The organism is Pantoea nemavictus (genome assembly GCF_037479095.1).
GTDB lineage: Bacteria > Pseudomonadota > Gammaproteobacteria > Enterobacterales > Enterobacteriaceae > Pantoea > Pantoea nemavictus.
This window is the reverse complement of record NZ_JBBGZW010000001.1, coordinates 3,310,359-3,329,209: the sequence shown is the minus strand read 5'-3', so window position 1 is coordinate 3,329,209 and position 18,851 is coordinate 3,310,359. Positions and strand designations below refer to the sequence as shown.

Below are 18,851 nucleotides of genomic sequence, written 5' to 3'. Positions count from 1 at the left end.
ACATTTCCTGCTGAAACTGATTTGCAAAGCAAGATGTCGCCCGATCGGGCGTTTGCTATAGTTAGGCACTTTTTTCACTCTAAACCCACGGATGTTGTAGTCCTGAACATGAATACGCTGAAACCTTCTCGTTTTCTGAAACGCCTGACAGTGGGATCACTGATCGCCCTTTCTCTCAGCCATGTCGCTTTTGCGGACGATGTTAATCTTAAGACTATGATTCCGGGCGTACCGGACATTGATGCTGAAGCTTATGTGCTGATCGACTATAACTCCGGTAAAGTGCTGGCCGAAAAGAACGCCGATGCGCGTCGCGATCCGGCAAGTCTGACCAAAATGATGACCAGTTACGTGATTGGTCAGGCGGTCAAAGCCGGCAAAATCCATAACGATGATATCGTTACCGTCGGCAAAGATGCCTGGGCAACCGGTAATCCCGTATTTAAAGGTTCATCACTGATGTTCCTGAAGCCAGGCGATCGTGTACCGGTTTCACAGCTGACGCGCGGTATCGTGCTGCAATCGGGCAATGATGCCTGCGTTGCCATGGCTGACTATGTTGCGGGTAGCCAGGACGCGTTCGTTAACCTGATGAACAACTACGTTGGCGCGCTGGGCTTGAAAAATACCCACTTCCAAACCGTGCACGGTTTAGATGCTGAAGGCCAATATAGCTCCCCGCGCGATATGGCGTTGATCGGCCAGGCGCTGATCCGTGATGTGCCGGATGAGTACGCGGTTTACCGCGAAAAAGACTTCACCTTCAACAATATCCGCCAGACCAACCGTAACGGTTTACTGTGGGATACCAGCCTGAACGTCGACGGCATTAAAACCGGTCACACGGATGCAGCAGGCTACAACCTGGTGGCTTCTGCGACTGAAGGTCAGATGCGTTTGATCTCAGCGGTAATGGGTGGGCGTACCTATAAAGGCCGCGAAACCGAGAGTAAAAAGCTGCTGACGTGGGGCTTCCGCTTCTTTGAAACCGTAGCGCCACTGAAAGCGGGTAAAGAGTTTGCCTCTGAGCCGGTGTGGTTCGGTAACAGCGATCGCGTGCAGCTGGGCGTGGAGAAAGATGCCTATCTGACCATCCCGCGTGGCCGCATGAAAGATCTGAAAGCCAGCTATGTGCTGAACAACACTGAACTGCACGCGCCGCTGCAGAAAAATCAGGTAGTTGGCAGCATCAACTTCCAGCTTGATGGCAAAACGGTTGAACAGCGTCCGCTGGTGGTGCTGAACGAAGTACAGGAAGGCGGTTTCTTCGGTCGCATTATTGATTACATCAAACTGATGTTCCACCACTGGTTCGGCTAAGGCGCGCTTGAAAAAACGCCAATTTGCCCCCAAATAAGCTACTATCTTTGCTCCCGCCTCGGCGGGAGCCTGTTTTTTAAGCACCGGAGTCAATGTATGAAAACCAAATTGAATGAACTGCTCGAATTCCCTACGCCATTTACTTACAAAGTGATGGGTTTGGCGCAACCGGAGCTGGTTGATCAAGTGGTTGAAGTGGTGCAGCGCCACGCGCCAGGCGACTACAAGCCAGATATTAAGCCAAGCAGCAAAGGCAACTATCACTCAGTTTCAATTACCATCATCGCGACGCATATTGAGCAAGTTGAAACGCTCTATGAAGAGTTAGGCAACATCGAAATCGTACGTATGGTGCTGTAATTCTGGCGCTGGCAAAGTCCGCTTTGCCAGCGTTATACTCTGCGTTCCACTCTTTACCGGATCTTCGCTTTGTCAGCTAATACGCTTCTTGTTCGTCAACTCGGCCAGCGCGATTGGCAACCCATCTCCGATGCGATGCATCAATTCACCGATCAGCGTGACAGCCACTCTGCCGATGAAATCTGGTTGGTTGAACACCATCCGGTATTTACTCAAGGTCAGGCAGGCAAAGCCGAGCATTTGCTGATGCCGGGCGATATTCCGGTAGTGCAAAGCGATCGTGGCGGCCAGGTGACATATCATGGCCCAGGCCAACAAGTAATGTATGTGCTGATCGACGTAAAGCGCCGCAAAATGGGCGTACGTGAGCTGGTAACCGCCTTAGAAGAGACGGTGATTGCCACGCTGGCCGATTACGACATCAGCGCCCGAGCACGTCCTGATGCGCCAGGCGTTTATGTTGGTGATGAGAAGATTTGCTCGCTGGGGCTGCGCATCCGTAAAGGCTGTTCGTTTCACGGTCTGGCGCTTAATGTGTCGATGGATTTAGCCCCTTTTCTGCGTATCAATCCCTGCGGTTATGCCGGGATGCAGATGACGCAGTTAAGCCAGTTTCAGCCGGGCGTTACCCCCGCAGATGTACAACCACGTCTGGTACAACATTTCGCGCGCTTGACCGGATTTAACCAACTGGCATGGCAAAATGATGCCGCCGTTTGACCTTGTCTGTACGTGCGTATTTACAAAATTGTAACTTTTGCCTCGGCTTATCGGCTGCTTATGGGCAGATGAGATGATATAATTTTTGCCATATTTTCAAAAAAAGTTGAAAGCCTGGTTCTCAGTTTGAGTGAGGAAGCTTTCAAATCGCAATCCCGACCGGAACCTGCAGATTTATGAGTAAACCAATTCAGATGGAACGTGGCGTCAAATATCGCGATGCCGACAAGATGGCGCTAATCCCGGTGAAAACCGTGGTGGTAGAGCGTGAACAAATTCTGCGTAAGCCGGAATGGATGAAGATCAAACTGCCTGCGGATTCAAGCCGCATTCAGGGCATCAAAGCCGCGATGCGTAAAAATGGTCTGCACTCGGTGTGCGAAGAAGCCTCCTGCCCTAACCTCGCGGAATGTTTTAACCACGGCACGGCAACCTTTATGATCCTCGGTGCAATCTGTACTCGTCGCTGCCCATTCTGCGATGTGGCACATGGTCGTCCAAACATGCCCGATGCTAACGAGCCGCTGAAGCTGGCGCAAACCATCGCCGATATGGCGTTGCGTTATGTGGTCATCACCTCAGTGGATCGTGACGATCTACGTGACGGCGGCGCTCAGCATTTTGCCGATTGTATCAGCGCGATTCGCGAAAAAAGCCCAACAATCAAAATTGAAACGCTGGTGCCAGACTTCCGTGGTCGTATGGATCGTGCGCTGGAAATCCTCAATGCCACGCCGCCGGATGTGTTTAACCACAACCTGGAGAACGTGCCGCGCGTTTACCGTCAGGTGCGTCCGGGCGCGAACTACGATTGGTCACTGAAACTGCTGGAGCGGTTCAAAGAAGCGCATCCGGAAATACCCACCAAATCGGGTTTGATGGTTGGCCTGGGTGAAACCAATGCCGAAATCATTGAAGTGATGCGCGATCTGCGTCGTCATGGCGTCACCATGCTGACGCTGGGCCAATATCTGCAGCCGAGTCGTCACCACTTGCCCGTACAGCGCTACGTAAGCCCGGCAGAGTTTGATGAAATGAAAGAAGAAGCGATGGCGATGGGCTTCACCCATGCAGCCTGCGGCCCGTTTGTGCGCTCTTCTTATCATGCCGACATGCAGGCTAAAGGTATGGAAGTTAAGTAATTTCCTTTCACGATTGCGCCCTGCCCGGGCGCAATCGCTAAAAATCACCGCCACGCTATTAATCCTCGTCTTAACTCTGTCGCTTTAACCGCTGAGGCCATAAGAGCCTATTCTTTTTCTCAGTGTGATTTTTTTGAAGGTCAGATAATGCAAACATCCTTTCATACAGAGGGGCTCGATTTTTCCCGAGCACCGGATGTGTCAGGTCCACCCTCAGATGTGCGGCGTTACAGCGCATCAGGTGAGAGCCTGGAAGCGCTAAAAGCGCGAACTACACCGATAGACAACACGAATCCCTATACTTCTTCTCACGCCTCTTGTGCCAATGCGTTTATCGCTACCGCTATCAGCATTGAACATCGCTACGATGAGATGCAGCTGCCATTGAGGGTTAAAACAGCCGATGCCGCTCCTGCCGAAACACTTCATCAGACGGCAGCAATGGTGGCAGAAATGACCCATCCTGACGTTCTGCCCGCTACGCTGGCGTTGTTACCTTATGAGGCTGACTATCGCTGGAACGATAATCCAGAGGAAGGCGAGTTTAGCCTCCCTCTGCTGACGCTTTCGCCGCTGTATGTCAACCCGCCGATTGTCAGCGTAGAAGCCATCGATCTGATTGAGCCCAGCGTGCGTGAGCCTGAACAACAGCCGAGAGTTGACGCAACGACTAGCGAGGTAAGTGAAGTCATCCTGAATAGCGAGTATCAGCAACAGGACGATGAGATCACATTCAGCGGTGTCGCGCCTGCTGGCACATTACTCAACTTTTACATTGATGATGTGCTGGTAGGCAGCACGGAGATCGATAACGAAGGCCAGTGGCAATTTGCCGTGCCGGCCGAACTTCCTGCCGCTCAGCATATCTTCAGTGCAGTACCCATTGGTCCGCAAGGCATCCCTGGTGACAAAATCGATGTGCCATTTGTCATTCGCTCTAAAATCGGGGCGATTCTCATGCCGATCGATGAGAGTGAGCTGGAGATGATCGATAACGCCTTAATCGAGTTGGTGACACAACAAGATGAAATGCCGGTGACCTTAGCGCCGCTGGTATTAACTGAAGGGTTGCTCGACAACTGGCAAATGCAGAATGGATTAGATCTCTTTGAACCGTTGCATCATGCGGATATCTTCGATTTAGATGCATTGGGGAATGCCAGCGTCATCTGGCATTAAGCCGTAAAAACAAAAAACCAGACTGATAGCAGTCTGGTTTTTTTAACGTAATAAATATTTACATTTATTGACGTTCGGCGCAGAGATTACTCTTTGTGACTGACACGTTCAACAGGCACTTCTTCAACGCTGCTTTTAGGTGCGCCGGATTCATCATCTTTCATGGCTTTCTTGAAGCCTTTGATTGCGGAACCCAGATCGCCACCCAGTGAACGTAACTTATTGGTGCCAAAAAGCAGTACGATGAGAGCACCGATGATCAGCAGTTTGGCAATACTGATACCTTCCATAATTTACCTTTCAACCATTGTGAAAAACGGACCCGACTATTAACGCGCAGTTTATAGCCGGCCTCAACTGCAATCTGTAACAGAGTGAGACCGCTGGCTCAGATAAAGCGGCTAAGAAACGCCTGCGTACGAGGATGCTGCGGGTTACCAATCACCTGTTCCGGACTGCCCTGCTCCACCACCACGCCACCATCCATAAACACCACCCGATCGGCCGCTTCGCGCGCAAAACCAATTTCATGTGTCACCACAATCATCGTCAATCCCTGGTCGGCCAGCGTGCGCATGGTGGCCAGCACTTCGCCAACTAATTCAGGGTCGAGCGCCGAAGTCGGTTCATCAAACAACATCAGGGCGGGTTTTATCGCCAGCGCACGCGCAATGGCCACACGCTGCTGCTGGCCACCCGAAAGGTGACGCGGCCAGGCATCGGCTTTATCACTGAGTCCGACGGTCGCCAGCAGTTCATGCGCATGCCTGAGCGCATCCTGACGCGGAAATTTGTGTACGCCAATCGGCGCTTCGATGATGTTTTGCAACACCGTCATGTGCGGATAGAGGTTGAACTGTTGGAACACCATGCCGATTTTCTGGCGCTGATGCGCAATTTTACGCGCCGACAGACGATGTAAAATTCCGCGTTTAAGTTCGTAACCGATCTGCTCCTTGCCGACCATTATCGAACCGGCATTCATATCTTCCAGATGATTGATGCAACGCAGAAAGGTCGATTTTCCTGAACCGGAGGGTCCCAAAATCACCACCACTTCACCGGGAAACACATCGAGATCGATACCTTTTAGTACTTCATTGTCGCCGTAACTCTTCTGCACATTGCGCGCGCGTACCAGCGGCTGAACCTCACTCATACATCCTCCTTCAGACGGTGCGCAACGGCAGGTGCTTGATCGTTGGCAGCTACGCGACGTTTATTCACCACCGTGCGCGTCGTACCGCGCGCGTAGTAGCGCTCAATCGCGGACTGGCCAACGTTGAGGATCGAGGTGATAAACAGGTACCAAATCACCGCGACCATCAGCATCGGGATAATTTCAAAGGTACGGTTATAGACCGCCTGCACTGAGTACAACAGATCGCCCATGGCAATCACGCTCACCAGCGAAGTGGCCTTGATCATGCTGATCAACTGATTGCCGGTTGGCGGGATGATCGAACGCATCGCCTGCGGAATAATCACCCGACGCAGCGCGCGGCTTCGGCTCATGCCAAACGCCTGGGTGGTTTCCACCTGGCCGTTATCCACTGACAGCAATCCAGCACGAATAATCTCTGCCATGTAGGCGGCTTCATTGAGCGCTAATCCGGCAATTGCAGCGGTGAGCGGTGTAATCAGATCGTTGGTATTCCAGCTGGCAAAGGTGATATCCGTCCACGGAAGGGTGATCGACAGCGTTGGAAACAGCGTCGAGAGGTTGTACCAAAAGATCAGCTGCACCAGCAGCGGTGTGCCACGGAAAAACCAGATGTAGAGCGACGATAAACCGCTCAACAATCTGTTTTCAGACAGCCGCCACACGCCAAGCAGAAGCCCCAACAGCGTACCGAGGATCATCGATACCACCGTCAAGCCGAGCGTGACCTGCAGGCCCTTCATCACCGAACCTTCAGTGAACCACTGCAGCACCACATGCCACTCAAAATTGGGATTGGTCGCCACCAACCAAAGAAAGTTAGCGGCGATAACCAGCACCACAATCCATGAGATCCAGCGTCCATAAGTGGGCGCACTGCGGGCAAAAGCCACATCGCGCTGCTGCACGTCGGCCTTATCCCTGGCTCGCGAATTGTTGGTGACTGAACTCATTTTGCTGCCCCTTGCGCCAGGTTACGTCCCGGTTGCTGCAGTACGTTGCCGTCCAGTTTCCACTTCTTCATGATCGCCGTATAAGTGCCGTTGCTGAACAGCTCTTTATAGGCATCAAGCACCACATTGCCCAGCTCGGATCCTTTCGGCACCACGGTGCCCTGGAAAATATCACCAAAGCCGTTTTTCTTGCCTTTGCCTGACAGCTCCAGTTGTCCATTGGCCTGTTCGATAAAGTACGTCAGCGGCGCCTGTGAGGAGAAGAAGGCATCGGACCGTTTAGAGCGCACGGCTAAAATCGATGACGGCTGATCGGTAAAAGATTGCACCACCACCGCCGGTTTGCCCGCGGCGACACAGACATCCGACTGCTTGCGAATCACCTGTTCGGCCGATCCCGCCGCCATCACCGCAATACGCTTGCCGCAGGTATCTTCCAGCCCGTTAATCTTTGACGGATTGCCTTTTTGCACGCCAAACACCACGAACTCCTGCACGAAATCGATAAAATCGACCTTCTGCTGACGATCCGGGTAATCACCAATCGGCCCAATCGCCATCTGATAACGGCCAGAATTGATACCAGTCAACACGCCCGATAGGCCGCTGACGGTGGCATGTTCAATCTTCACGCCCAGCAGCTGAGCCAGCGCTTCGGTCAGATCGGCAGAGGCGCCATCCATGGAATGCGGTCCATTGACGATCTCATATGGCGGAAAGGATCCGTTGTTTACCGAAATCATCTTTCCACTACTTTTGATCTCCGCAGGCAGACGATCGTGCAGAGCCTGGTCTACTTTCTGCGTGGGAATCGCATCAGCTGCCTGAGCGAAACAGGCCGTCAGGCCCAATGACAGCGCGATGGCGGTAGCAATAGTTTTCATCAGTTAGATTCCCCAGCAATCAACGTGTTTTAAGTTCAGGACGAGCAAAACAGCGATTTTCCAGCACCGGCAGCACGCTGCGCGCATAGGCAATGCGCTGCGGATCGAGATCGGCAAACACCAGCGCGGCCGATTCAGGCGCTTTGGCAATCGCTACGCCCAGCGGATCGATCACCAAGCTGTTACCAATATTGCGCGGGCCGCACTCGCCAACCGCCACCATATAGCAGGTATTTTCCAGCGCGCGCGCCGTGGTCAGCAGCTCCCAATGCATCTCTTTTAGCGGGCCTTTCACCCACGCCGCGGGCAGCACCAGCACATCCGCGCCATCCAGCACTAAACGACGCGCCAGCTCCGGGAAGCGCACGTCATAGCAGGTCATCAGGCCCACTTTCATGCCTGCCACCTCGACCAGCGGCGGAATCTCATGCCCGGGATTGACGCGCTGCGACTCTTGCATGGCGAAGGCATCGTAAAGGTGCAGTTTCACGTACTCCGCGATGATTTCACCGTTGCGAATGGCGATCAGTACATTGAGCGCTTTCTCGCCTGCAGTTGGCACGTGCACGCTCATCATGGTGGTCAGGTTGTTACCTTTGCTGACGGCCAGCAGCTGCGTGACGAACGGGCCGTCAAGCGGCTGCGCGGCTTTCAGTACTAAATCGGGATCGGCGATATCACGCGCCAGCACGCCTTCCGGCAAAACCAGCAGATCTGCGCCGCCCAACAGCGCCTGCTGCATCAGTCCGATGCAAATATCGGTGTTTTCCTGCCATTCACGGCTGACGGCAAATTGCCCTATTGCTACTTTCATCTTTTACTCTCCTTGCGCCGCTGCCGGGAAAATTGCTTCCGGCGTCAGCAATGTTTGGGTTAAACCTTGCTGGAACAGCTCATTAGCAAAGTCGGCAATCATCTTTTTGTTAGCGGTAAAGCCGTTATGATTCCAGTTGGCGGGTAATTCCTGCGCGGTGCGTCGCAAATCATCCAGCAGCCACGGCGTCGTGTCGGCATATTTCTCGCGCTTCTTCATCCACATCTGGTAGGAACGGTCGATGATTTCGCTTAGCGCCTGCGGCAGCCACGGATGCGCTTCTGCCAGCGCAGGCTTGATCGCCAGGATATGAATGCCCGGCACATAACCGACGCGATTGAAGTAGTCGCGTTCAGCGCCAGCGAAATCGACCTGCAGCTGGCGCAATCCAGAATCGGCGAGGAAAAAGCCTTCCGGCATAAATGGCGTAAACACCGCATCCAGCTCACCGGCTTTCAGCAGTTCGATCAGTGGACGTTCACCTGGCGCCGGTTCAATACGGCCCGGACGACCAAAACCGGCCAAACGATCAACAATCGGATGATCCGCGGTTAAACGACCGGCAAACCAGTACGCATCATCGATCTCCACGCCCGCTTCACGCAGCACGGTGCGCGTCCAGGTATTGCCCGAATCCTGCCAGCCGGTCACGCCAATCTTTTTGCCTTTCAGCTGTGCCGGTGAAGTGATTGGGCTATCGGCGCGGGTGATGATGCAGCGCTGACGGAAACCGCGCATCAGAAAGTGTGGCAGGCCCAACAGCGAGGTGTCACCTTTCGCCCGCGCCTGAGCAAATCGACTAAACGATACTTCGCCCGCATCGTATTGCTCGCTAGTCGCCAGGTTATCCACCAGAGTGCCGACGCGATCGATCTCCAGCGCAAAACCTTCCGGCTTGATATCGCCAAGCGCCAGCGGGGTGAAGTAATCCCAGTCACGCACCGCCAGTCTGATGGTAATCATAGTTATGCCTTCCTCGTCTGTTCTGCCAGCCCTGTGGCTGTGATTATTTATGCAGCAAATAGTGCTTGAATTTGAGTCTAAAACGCGAATACTAATCTGAACAATCTATTATTTGTTACTGAACAAAGGATTTTCTTATGACGCAAAGTGTGGATTTGGACTGGCTCAGTCAGCAAATTACTGACGCTTCGGTGAAAGGCATCACGCATGCGGCATCAACCCTGATTCGCGACGGACAGATTGCTGTTGGCATGCAAATGCCTGCGGTGCGCGAGCTGGCGGAGCGATTGGGCGTGAGTCCGGCCACCGTTTCCGCCGCCTGGTCACAGCTGAAAAAGCAGAAAGTGCTGGCGGGAAAAGGTCGCAGCGGCGTATGGGTTAGCGGTAACAGCGTGATGCCGCGGCCGATTCGTTTCGAGAAAATTGGGAATTACGGTGAGAATGTTCAGGCATCACTGGCGATGGCCTCGCCCGATCCGTCATTGCTACCCGATTTGCGCCAGGCGATGCTGGCAGGCATTGCTTCTCCACAATTGAATAGCTATCAGCGCGAGGCCATTTCACCTCAATTGCAGGATGCGGTGACACCGCGCTGGCCCTATCCTGCCGAAGCCTGGCTAGCCACCGACGGCGGGTTTGATGCGATGAATCTCATCGTGCAAACCCTGCTTTCGCCAGGCGATCGTGTCGTCATCGAAGATCCGACGGCCACGCGTCTGCTGGATATTCTGGACAATATTGGTGCCGAGATTTTGCCACTTCCGTGCGATGAGCAAGGCCCGATCCCCTCCGCACTGGCCACGCTGATGCAGAAATCACCGGCGATGTTTATCTATCAGCCGCGAACGCATTCAGCCACCGGCCACAGCGTTAGCCAACGACGCAGCGCGGAATTAGCCCGCGTGCTGGCCAACAGCAACACCATCATCGTCGAGGATGATGGCATTGGCGATTTGTCGCGCTGGCCAGTATGGAGCCTTGGCTTCCACTATCCGCAACGTGTGCTGCATGTGCATTCGTTCTCCAAAGCCTATGGCCCGGATTTGCGCCTGGCAGTGTTATCCGCCACCTCAGAAATGGTGCAACGCCTGCAAGCCTGGCGTAACTTCGGCGTGAGCTGGACCAGTCGTATTTTGCAGGATGCCGTGGCGTGGATGCTTAACGATGAAGATACTCAGCAACGTATTCAGCACGCCAAAGCGACTTATGCGCAGCGTCGCCAGCTGTTGCTGGCCGCCCTGGCGAAACGCGGTCTGCAGTTAGATGAGCGTGATGGATTGAGCGTGTGGATTCCAGTGGAATCCGAGCAATACGCCATGATCACGCTAGCCGCGCGCGGTATCGCCGTGCTGCCAGGAGAACGCTGTAGCATTAACAGCCGGCAATTCATTCGCGTCAGCGCGGCGCTGCTGCCTTTTGCCCAGCTCGACAGCATCGCCGATGCCATTGTGATTGCTAGCGGACGTGAGCTTAACCTTAGCTCAGAGCTTTGATGTGATAGCGCGGTGATTCCACATAGCCTTCCCGCGCATAAAACTGGTTGGCTTTAAGACGCGATGAGTGGCAGTGCACTTCCATACGATCACACCCGCGTGAACGCGCCAGCTGTTCAGCATGATTCAACAATTGCTGCCCACTGCCCTTGCTGCGCTCGCCTTCGGCAATGCAGAAATAGCTGATACGGGCAAAATCGCCCGCCAATGCCAGTTGCGGAATAAAGTGTAATGACAGAAAACCCAGCACCTGGCTGCCGTGTTCCGCCACCAGCAGTATTTCATCTGGATGGTTACAAAGCTGAGCCAAACGCGTATCGATAAATCCTTCCGTTGCGCTGTATCCCAATTCGGTTAACAGCGCACTCAAGGCAAAACTGTCTTTTGCCTGTGCCTGACGTATATTCATCCTGCCTCCTCACTTTTCCCTGAGCAGTTATATAGCGTTGCCGGACAAAAATCTGCAAGTAAGGATTGTTGTAGGGATGTTACGCAAGCTATCTGTGAGATATGCCGCAGAATCTGCCTTGTCACGAGAATGTCATGGCGGCTTAAGGCGGGCTTAATCTGTCGTTGTCATGCTGAGGAAAATGAATTTCTGAGGCCGATAAAATGAAAGATTTGATACCGCGTACATTCGATGAGTTGATGGCGATGAGCTTAACCACGTTTGCTGTTATCGCCTGGATACTTGTTTGGTGGCATGCTTAAAAAAAGAATAAAAAAAACCCGCCAGAAGGCGGGTTTTCAGAATTCGAACTGTTAAATTACAGTGCGATAACGTTAGCAGCTGATGGGCCTTTAGCGCCGTCAGTGATTTCGAACTCAACGCGTTGACCTTCAGCCAGAGTTTTGAAACCGTTGCTGTTGATTGCAGAGAAATGTACGAATACATCTTTGCTGCCATCTTCTGGAGTAATGAAACCGAAGCCTTTCGACTCATTAAACCACTTTACGTTACCTTTGATCTTAGACATCTATATTACCTTTACATGAAAAAAGGACACTAAACTGTGTCGACGTCTAGTACAGCAATTGCGGTGACATTTGTCCAGTGCGATTTGATGAAAAAGTGATAAATATTGATTTTTTGCATACTGATCACACTTTCTGCACGGCGCTAACGCTTAAAACTCAAATCTCAGCCAGGCAAAATAGACATTACCATTATTGTAAGTACCGGGAATGTAAGTCATTTGGAAAGTAGCTGGACCATATCCAATTGATGCTAAAGGTAAAATCAAGGGAACAGGAATATATCGCCAGTTGTCCCTTGCCGTCACGCCCGCTGTATAACCTGCACCTACGTGAAAATTCTGATCGTTTAACGGTCGCCAGGTCGCTTCCCAGCCGTAACCGCCTATCGGCTCCCATTTGTTAAACGAGTCCTTAAACGCCATCAGATACAGGCCGTTCCAGTTACCTTTCTCGTCCCAGCGCGATACGCCCGCACCTGCACCCCACGGTCGCTCGTTGTACTTGTCGATGTGCTCATCGTCATAAGTCCAGCGGTTATGCCAGGTTATGGCCGGCAGATAAAAATCGTAGTTCTGTGGTTGCGACCAGGTTTTAGAAACGTTGTCGCTAAAGGTATTCCAGCCAGATTTGATGGCTTGTGATGCTGTTACCGCTGATGCTGAAAAAGTGACCGAAGAGGTCAAAATGCAGCTCAATAACGCTGCAGAAAAGTGCCGATTCACAACAATATTTCCCATTAAGTCATACAGAAAACGACAGTGAGCAGTAAGCAATCATTACACGCTTATCAACTCCCGCGTTTTAAGGTTATTAGCGAAAAGTGTATTAAAAAAACGGCGCAATCACTCCAGGCCGATTCTTGGTTGTTTACTGATTGAGTGGTCAATTTTACCTCAATCAGCAGACAGGATTCGAAATGGCGGGTAAACAGGTAGGTCACGCAGGGATATATACAAAAAATGCAAACATGCAGTGATGATAACTTTTGGCAATAAGATAGCATTCAGTGACTTAGCGCTAATCATTCACTCAGGGAATAAGTTAATAAAATTTATCAATTGAACTCGCCGCACGAATAAGATAAATCTCGCTACTCCAGGACGGAGAGGAAGGAATTGAGATGACTATTTGCTGTAGCCGCTGCGGTTGCGCTAAATTTTTCTACACGTTGTCTGCTAGCGAAAAGGTCGATTTACCACACCATCATGGTGCCTGCTGCGCGAAGTGTTATAAGCCGCTTGATCTGCGCGATATTGTCCGTAAAAAGACAATTCCTGATGAGGCGGTCAAATCCTATGCCGAATAAAAAATTCAGGCACCCGCAGGTGCCTGTACTTGTCAGAAAATCAGTTTAAACACACCCGTAAGCGTCAGTAACCCAACGATGAAGATGATGGCGATAACCCACAGAATTATTTTCATTGTTCGCTCCTTCAAGTATGAAAAATAACGTGTCTGCAAACCAGTATAGATGATTATTCTGCTTTCGCCGCCCACTGCGAATATGGTCACGTGCATTTGCTGCGTTTCGCTTGCCACAAATTAATTTCTGCGAGACGGGTCGCAGCCTTCGATTTTCCTCCCCTGTGTTAACGCACTCAGCGCCTGTACGCAGTCTAAACTTACAGCGCCTGAAGAGGCCTCAATTGTTATCAATGCCTACGTAACAAGGAGATTCTTATGAGTACGATTAATACCAGCATGGGGCGTTATAGCCTTAAGGCAAAGGATTACGGCAACCACATCAGTGGCAGCATTGCCATCAACGATGAAGGGGGTACGCAACTCACCATGCAGGAGTTTGAAGAGCACTATCTTGACGATGTCGTCAACAATGTCATTTATCCCATCACGGGCGGGAACCGTGAAATCACGCGTGCGTTGCGCGATCAGATGGTGAAAGCGGGCTTCGAACAGCCGCACTGAGTTTTTGGGCCACAGCTTGTGGCCCTTTGCTCAAGCATTGCTGACTTGCGGTTATCACTGTTTTCGTCGCAGGATGCGCTATTGACCATGATAAGGAGATTGACCGCGTGAGTAGCCAGCATCGTATTCCCCCTTCCCACCTTCATCAGTTTGTCCAGGCCATTTGGCTCCATGCAGGCAGCAGCGCGGAAGAAGCGCAATTGGTTGCTGATCACTTAGTTGCCGCAAACCTGGCTGGCCATGATTCACACGGCGTCGGCATGATTCCCAGCTATATGAATTCACTGGCACAAGGTTTTCTGCAGCTTAATCAACATGCCACCCTCGAAAAAGATGCCGGCGCCGTATTAACGCTGCACGGTCATAACGGTTTTGGCCAGGTTGCGGCCTTTGAGGCGATGCAGCTCGGCATCGAACGAGCCGCTAAGTTAGGTATTGCAGCGGTGGGGTTACACCATTCCCACCATATTGGCCGCATCGGTCATTGGGCGGAACAGTGTGCCGCAGCCGGTTTTGTCTCTTTTCACTTCGTCAACGTTATGGGCGATCCGATGGTGGCACCGTTTAACGGCAGCGATCGCCGTTTTGGCACCAATCCTTTCTGTGCCATTTTCCCACGTCGTAATGCCACACCGCTGCTGCTGGATTTCGCCACCAGCGGTATCGCCTTCGGTAAAACGCGGGTGGCGTGGAACAAACAACAGCAGGTTGCGCCAGGTTATCTCATCGATCATCAGGGCCAACCCACTACCGAACCCGGCGTGATGCATCAGGAACCGTACGGTTCGCTGATGCCATTTGGGCTGCACAAAGGCTATGCGCTGGCAACTCTATGCGAAATTCTTGGCGGAGCGCTGTCTGGCGGCCGCACCACGCACGATGCAACGCGGGTTACCAGCCACGATGCCATTTTTAACTGCATGACCACCATCATTGTTAATCCGGATGCTTTTGACGCGCCGGCGATGCAGGAAGAAGCGGAATCATTCCTTGATTGGGTGAAACAGTCACCGCAAAGCGGCGCTGCTCCCATTCAGGTACCGGGCGAGTGGGAAGAGCAAAACAGAGTGACGCGCGGCCGCGACGGCATTCCACTGGATAGCAACAGCTGGGAGCAAATTTGCCAGGCAGCGCGGCAAGCAGGCATGCCGCCCGAAGAACTTGCGGCGTTCCGCGCGCTAACGCAGTAAACCGCAAACGGCTGAGGCAGAGCGCCTCAGCCTTAAGATTTAGATAACGCTGGCGAGCAGCAAACACCCCACCAGCCCGCACACTGAAATGATGGTTTCCAGTGCGGACCACGAGCGGAAGGTTTCGCCGATAGTCAGGTTGAAATACTCCTTAAACAACCAGAAGCCCGGGTCGTTAACGTGAGAGAAAATCACGCTGCCGGAACCCACCGCAATCACCATCAACTCGGGGCTGGCACCGCTGGTAACGATCAACGGTGCAACGATCCCGCCTGCGGTAATCGCTGCCACGGTGGCCGAACCCAACGCAATACGCAGCACGGCAGCAATCGACCACGCCATGAAGATCGGTGAAAGGTTGGTTTCATGCATCATATTAGCGATATATTTGTCGACGCCGCTGTCCACCAGCACCTGCTTAAACGCCCCGCCGCCGCCAATGATCAGCAGCATCATCGCGATGATTTTAATCGAATCGGTAATGGTGCCCATCACCTCATCCATGCTGCGTCCACGGTTCAACCCGAACGTGAAGATAGCAATCAGCACCGCAATCAGGGTGGCCATGATCGGATCACCAAAGAACTCCGCGTATGGCAGCAGCACGTGACCTTTCGGCAGCAGCATCTCTGCCACCGCGCGTAACGCCATCAGCACTACCGGCACTAATGCGGTCCAGACGCTAACGCCAAAGCCCGGCATCTCTGCTTCAGTAAAGGTTTTTGGATTCCACAAGCCTTCCGGGATCGGCTTATCGATGCTCTTCAGGAAACGCGCATAAACCGGACCAGCGAGAATAACCGTGGGAATGCCCAGCAGCGTACCGTACAGCAGCGTTTTACCCATATCAGCGTTGAACAAGGTGGCAATCGCCGTTGGGCCCGGATGCGGTGGCAGAAAACCGTGCGTTACCGAAAGCGCGGCGGCCATGGGCACACCAACGTACAGCAGTGGCACCCGTGCGGAAGCGGCGATACTGAATACCAGCGGCAGCATCAGGACAAAGCCCACTTCATAGAACAGCGCAAAGCCCACGGTGAAACCGGTCAATACCAGCGCCCACTGAATATGCTTCTCGCCAAATTTCGCGATCAGCGTGGTAGCAATACGCTGCGCCCCGCCACAATCCGCCAGCAATTTACCCAGCATCGCGCCGAAACCCATGATCAGCGCGAGGCTGCCCAGCGTGCCGCCAACACCGGTTTTAATCGAGATGATAACTTTATTGACCGGCATGCCCTGCATCACGCCCACGGCCAGCGCTACCAGAATCAGCGCAATAAATCCGTTCAGTTTGAAACGGATCATCAGCAGCAGCAGTAACGCTACGCCAATCGCCACATAGAGTAATGGCATAATTTTTCTCCACTTTTGCGCGCGGTGAGATACCGGCAGCGGTTTGTTATGGTTATCCCAGAGGACATAAGATTCAGCAGCATGCGGAACAGGAACCTCCCCTTTCCGACGATGTTACGGGTATCATGTTAAGGGTAACATTGGGCATAAAGCACCTGGGGCAGCGGCGGAATTTCTGTTTTGCGAAGGTGATCAACTTTTTGCCTGCGGGTTATCAGAATGTTTGCAGCGGGAGTGTCACGGCTTTTGGTTACACTAAGGTCTTTACGCCAAACAAGAAGGATGTGCAGGTGAGTGAGAATCTGATCGAGTTGTACAGTAATCAACAAACCCTGTTTGGTCGCGGCAGTATTGACCAGTTAATTCCGCTGCTGGCGGCCAATACCCAGCCGACGCTACTGTTTTGTGGCCGCTCATTTCTAAATGGTCCTGCCTGGGCGCGTTTAGGGAACGCGCTCAACGATCAGATCATCGGTTATGAGATCGTCAGCCATGAAGCCTCGCCGGATGAGATCGATGGCTGGGTGCGGCGCTGGCGCGGCCATGTTGATCGTGTGGTAGCGATTGGCGGCGGCAGCGTATTGGATGCCGCCAAAGCTTTCAGCGCCATGATGCAGCATCCACTCAGCACCGCCCGCTATCTGGAGAAAGTGGGCGATACGCCGGTACAAGCCGTGACCCTGCCGCTGATTGCCATCCCCACCACGGCAGGCACCGGTAGCGAAGCCACGCAAAACGCGGTGGTGACCGATCAGCAACACATTCAGGTCAAAGCTTCGCTGCGCCATCCGGTATTTGTGCCGCAGGTGGCGATTCTCGATCCCGACCTGCTGAAAGGCGCGCCGGACAGCGTGCTGGCAACCTGCGCGATCGATGCCTTCACCCACTTATTCGAAGCTTACCTGTCGCGCAAAGGCAACCTGTTCACTCAGCAAACCGCCCTCAACGGTCTGCAGCTGTTCTTCAAAGCGTGGCCGGATTTAAATCGTGAAGATGGGCGTGGTGATGCCGCGCGCGAAGCGATGATGATGGCATCCTGGTTAGGCGGTGTATGTCTAAGCAGCGCCGGATTAGGCGTGATCCACGGAATTGCCGGCGAGCTGGGGGCTATCAAACCGTTCCATCACGGTGAAGTGTGTGGCCGTTTGCTGTTCCCGTTCCTCGATGTGCTGGCAGAAACCGAACATGCCGAGCAGCAACGTTTGATGGCGCAACTTGGTCAACAGCTGCTGCCGGACGATCCCGCCCCGCCAGCCTTAGCGCTGAAAGCGTGGATCCAGCAGCACGCAATTACGCCCTTCTGGCTGGACGGTCCCACGCTGTCAGCCACCGACGTTGACTGGATTGTCGCACGCGCCAACAGCAAAAACGGTTGGGTTAGCTACGACGCACCAACGTTAACGGAGATGATCACCGCCGCCTGGCGCATCGTCTAAGTGTGAGCGGGAAGCCTAAGCCGCCCGCTGCGCGATAAGCCGCTACGCTGAGATATTAAACGGCGGTTTACCGGCCAGCATCTGCTCAATCACCTGTAACACGCCCTCTTCATTGTTGCTGGGCGCTGCAAAGCGCGCGGCGTCTTTCACCTTTTGCGGCGCGTTGGCCATGGCAAAACTAAAGCCGGACTGCTGCAGCATTTCGAGATCGTTTCCGCCGTCGCCAAACACCAAAATTTCACTGCGATCGATGCCCCAGCGTTGGCCCAGCAGGTCGAGGCCGTGACCTTTATGGTTGCCCGGCACAATCAAATCCACTGAACCGTGACCGCTGGAGGTTGCCGCTGCGGCGCCGTGATGCAGCCGTTCGATGTCCGCCATCAGCGGTTCAACATAATCATCCGACAGATTCAGCGCGAACTTAAACAGCTTATCGTCTGCCACCTCATCCAGGCTGCGGATAGCCTTCAGGCGATGGCAATAGTGACGCATCTTCACCAGCCATTTTTCATCGAGGCCTTCGAAGTAGTAGGCACTTTCGCGTCCGCACAGAATGTAGCGCAACTCGGGATAATTGCCGTTGTGTAACGTATCCAGCACCGCATCAATGTCCTGGCGTGAGAACGAACCACAGAACAACTCTTCATCGCGATCAATAATCCATGCGCCATTTTCCGCCACGAAGGCAATCTCACTGGCGATATCGGGGAAGAAGGATTTGAGTTGGTAATATTGGTTACCACTGGCTACCACAAATTTGATGCCACGCTGTTTCATTTGCTGATAGCAGGCGTGAAAACGCGCGCGATTGAACTGTTTTTTGTCGTCGAGGAAGGTGCCGTCTTTATCCACCGCCACCATTTTTACCACGGTCATCATCACTCCTTAACGTATTGAAAGGAAAAACGGGTCGTAGAGAGGATAACCTGGTGAGCGGATAAAGCGGAGAGAAACACGGATGGCCGCTGCCATCCG

General features: G+C 53.0%; 21 protein-coding genes. 9 read left to right on the top strand and 12 right to left on the bottom strand.

The window, feature by feature from the left end; all coding sequences use genetic code 11:
* Positions 1 to 108: 108 nt before the first annotated feature.
* From dacA to WH298_RS15205, 5 genes are all read left to right on the top strand, one after another.
* Positions 109 to 1,320, top strand: coding sequence for a D-alanyl-D-alanine carboxypeptidase DacA (gene dacA, locus WH298_RS15225; RefSeq protein WP_007890701.1), 1,212 nt, complete (start codon positions 109 to 111; stop codon positions 1,318 to 1,320).
* A 96-nt stretch (positions 1,321 to 1,416) separates the two neighbouring features.
* On the top strand, positions 1,417 to 1,680 hold the full coding sequence (ybeD, locus tag WH298_RS15220; protein ID WP_007890702.1) for a DUF493 family protein YbeD: 264 nt from the start codon (positions 1,417 to 1,419) through the stop codon (positions 1,678 to 1,680).
* Positions 1,681 to 1,749: 69 nt separating this feature from the next.
* Positions 1,750 to 2,400 carry a lipoyl(octanoyl) transferase LipB gene (gene lipB / locus WH298_RS15215; protein ID WP_180823248.1) on the top strand — a complete coding sequence of 217 codons (651 nt, stop codon included), beginning with the start codon at positions 1,750 to 1,752 and terminating at the stop codon, positions 2,398 to 2,400.
* 176 nt (positions 2,401 to 2,576) lie between these two features.
* Positions 2,577 to 3,542, top strand: coding sequence for a lipoyl synthase (lipA, locus tag WH298_RS15210; protein WP_007890704.1), 966 nt, complete (start codon positions 2,577 to 2,579; stop codon positions 3,540 to 3,542).
* A 198-nt stretch (positions 3,543 to 3,740) separates the two neighbouring features.
* Positions 3,741 to 4,721, top strand: coding sequence for a hypothetical protein (locus WH298_RS15205; RefSeq protein WP_180823247.1), 981 nt, complete (start codon positions 3,741 to 3,743; stop codon positions 4,719 to 4,721).
* Between the two features lie 86 nt (positions 4,722 to 4,807).
* On the opposite strand, the gene tatE is transcribed toward WH298_RS15205, so the two are convergent.
* From tatE to WH298_RS15175, 6 genes are all read right to left on the bottom strand, one after another.
* Complete coding sequence (gene tatE / locus WH298_RS15200; RefSeq protein ID WP_180823246.1) at positions 4,808 to 5,011, bottom strand: twin-arginine translocase subunit TatE; 204 nt, start codon at positions 5,009 to 5,011, stop codon at positions 4,808 to 4,810.
* A gap of 98 nt (positions 5,012 to 5,109) precedes the next feature.
* Positions 5,110 to 5,880: an amino acid ABC transporter ATP-binding protein gene (locus tag WH298_RS15195; protein WP_238344439.1), complete on the bottom strand. Its 771-nt coding sequence runs from the start codon at positions 5,878 to 5,880 to the stop codon at positions 5,110 to 5,112.
* Positions 5,877 to 6,836: an amino acid ABC transporter permease gene (locus tag WH298_RS15190; protein ID WP_007890708.1), complete on the bottom strand. Its 960-nt coding sequence runs from the start codon at positions 6,834 to 6,836 to the stop codon at positions 5,877 to 5,879. The genes WH298_RS15195 and WH298_RS15190 overlap by 4 nt, the downstream gene beginning before the upstream one ends.
* Positions 6,833 to 7,720: an ABC transporter substrate-binding protein gene (locus tag WH298_RS15185; RefSeq protein WP_180823245.1), complete on the bottom strand. Its 888-nt coding sequence runs from the start codon at positions 7,718 to 7,720 to the stop codon at positions 6,833 to 6,835. Before WH298_RS15185 ends, WH298_RS15190 begins: the two co-directional genes overlap by 4 nt.
* Before the next feature lie 19 nt (positions 7,721 to 7,739).
* The gene (locus tag WH298_RS15180) at positions 7,740 to 8,534 is read right to left on the bottom strand and encodes a deaminated glutathione amidase (RefSeq protein WP_180823244.1); all 795 of its coding nucleotides are present in this window, start codon (positions 8,532 to 8,534) and stop codon (positions 7,740 to 7,742) included.
* A gap of 3 nt (positions 8,535 to 8,537) precedes the next feature.
* Positions 8,538 to 9,497: an ABC transporter substrate-binding protein gene (locus WH298_RS15175; RefSeq protein WP_180823243.1), complete on the bottom strand. Its 960-nt coding sequence runs from the start codon at positions 9,495 to 9,497 to the stop codon at positions 8,538 to 8,540.
* A 137-nt stretch (positions 9,498 to 9,634) separates the two neighbouring features.
* Here WH298_RS15175 and WH298_RS15170 point away from each other — a divergent pair, with 137 nt between their 5' ends.
* On the top strand, positions 9,635 to 10,990 hold the full coding sequence (locus WH298_RS15170; RefSeq protein WP_007890712.1) for an aminotransferase-like domain-containing protein: 1,356 nt from the start codon (positions 9,635 to 9,637) through the stop codon (positions 10,988 to 10,990).
* Here WH298_RS15170 and WH298_RS15165 read toward each other — a convergent pair.
* The 4 genes from WH298_RS15165 to WH298_RS23725 all read right to left on the bottom strand — a co-directional run bounded on the left by WH298_RS15165 (position 10,974) and on the right by WH298_RS23725 (position 13,390).
* Complete coding sequence (locus WH298_RS15165) at positions 10,974 to 11,399, bottom strand: GNAT family N-acetyltransferase (RefSeq protein ID WP_007890713.1); 426 nt, start codon at positions 11,397 to 11,399, stop codon at positions 10,974 to 10,976. The two genes, WH298_RS15170 and WH298_RS15165, sit on opposite strands and share 17 nt — an antisense overlap.
* Positions 11,400 to 11,757: 358 nt before the next feature.
* Positions 11,758 to 11,967 carry a transcription antiterminator/RNA stability regulator CspE gene (gene cspE, locus WH298_RS15160; RefSeq protein ID WP_007890714.1) on the bottom strand — a complete coding sequence of 70 codons (210 nt, stop codon included), beginning with the start codon at positions 11,965 to 11,967 and terminating at the stop codon, positions 11,758 to 11,760.
* A gap of 150 nt (positions 11,968 to 12,117) precedes the next feature.
* Positions 12,118 to 12,705: a lipid IV(A) palmitoyltransferase PagP gene (gene pagP / locus WH298_RS15155; RefSeq protein WP_180823242.1), complete on the bottom strand. Its 588-nt coding sequence runs from the start codon at positions 12,703 to 12,705 to the stop codon at positions 12,118 to 12,120.
* A 601-nt stretch (positions 12,706 to 13,306) separates the two neighbouring features.
* Positions 13,307 to 13,390, bottom strand: coding sequence for a small membrane protein YohP (locus WH298_RS23725; RefSeq protein WP_085982494.1), 84 nt, complete (start codon positions 13,388 to 13,390; stop codon positions 13,307 to 13,309).
* Positions 13,391 to 13,648: 258 nt separating this feature from the next.
* Here WH298_RS23725 and WH298_RS15150 point away from each other — a divergent pair, with 258 nt between their 5' ends.
* Both WH298_RS15150 and WH298_RS15145 read left to right on the top strand, forming a co-directional pair.
* Positions 13,649 to 13,894, top strand: coding sequence for a hypothetical protein (locus tag WH298_RS15150; RefSeq protein WP_007890717.1), 246 nt, complete (start codon positions 13,649 to 13,651; stop codon positions 13,892 to 13,894).
* Positions 13,895 to 14,001: 107 nt separating this feature from the next.
* Positions 14,002 to 15,084, top strand: a complete 1,083-nt coding sequence (locus WH298_RS15145) for a malate/lactate/ureidoglycolate dehydrogenase (protein ID WP_180823241.1) — start codon at positions 14,002 to 14,004, stop codon at positions 15,082 to 15,084.
* A 39-nt stretch (positions 15,085 to 15,123) separates the two neighbouring features.
* Here WH298_RS15145 and gntT read toward each other — a convergent pair whose 3' ends face one another.
* A complete protein-coding gene (gene gntT, locus WH298_RS15140) occupies positions 15,124 to 16,440 on the bottom strand; it encodes a gluconate transporter (protein ID WP_049850880.1) in 1,317 nt (438 codons plus the stop codon).
* A gap of 125 nt (positions 16,441 to 16,565) precedes the next feature.
* Here gntT and WH298_RS15135 point away from each other — a divergent pair, with 125 nt between their 5' ends.
* Positions 16,566 to 17,876 carry an iron-containing alcohol dehydrogenase gene (locus WH298_RS15135; RefSeq protein ID WP_180823240.1) on the top strand — a complete coding sequence of 437 codons (1,311 nt, stop codon included), beginning with the start codon at positions 16,566 to 16,568 and terminating at the stop codon, positions 17,874 to 17,876.
* Between the two features lie 42 nt (positions 17,877 to 17,918).
* Here WH298_RS15135 and WH298_RS15130 read toward each other — a convergent pair whose 3' ends face one another.
* Positions 17,919 to 18,752 carry a Cof-type HAD-IIB family hydrolase gene (locus tag WH298_RS15130; protein ID WP_049850878.1) on the bottom strand — a complete coding sequence of 278 codons (834 nt, stop codon included), beginning with the start codon at positions 18,750 to 18,752 and terminating at the stop codon, positions 17,919 to 17,921.
* Positions 18,753 to 18,851: the final 99 nt, after the last annotated feature.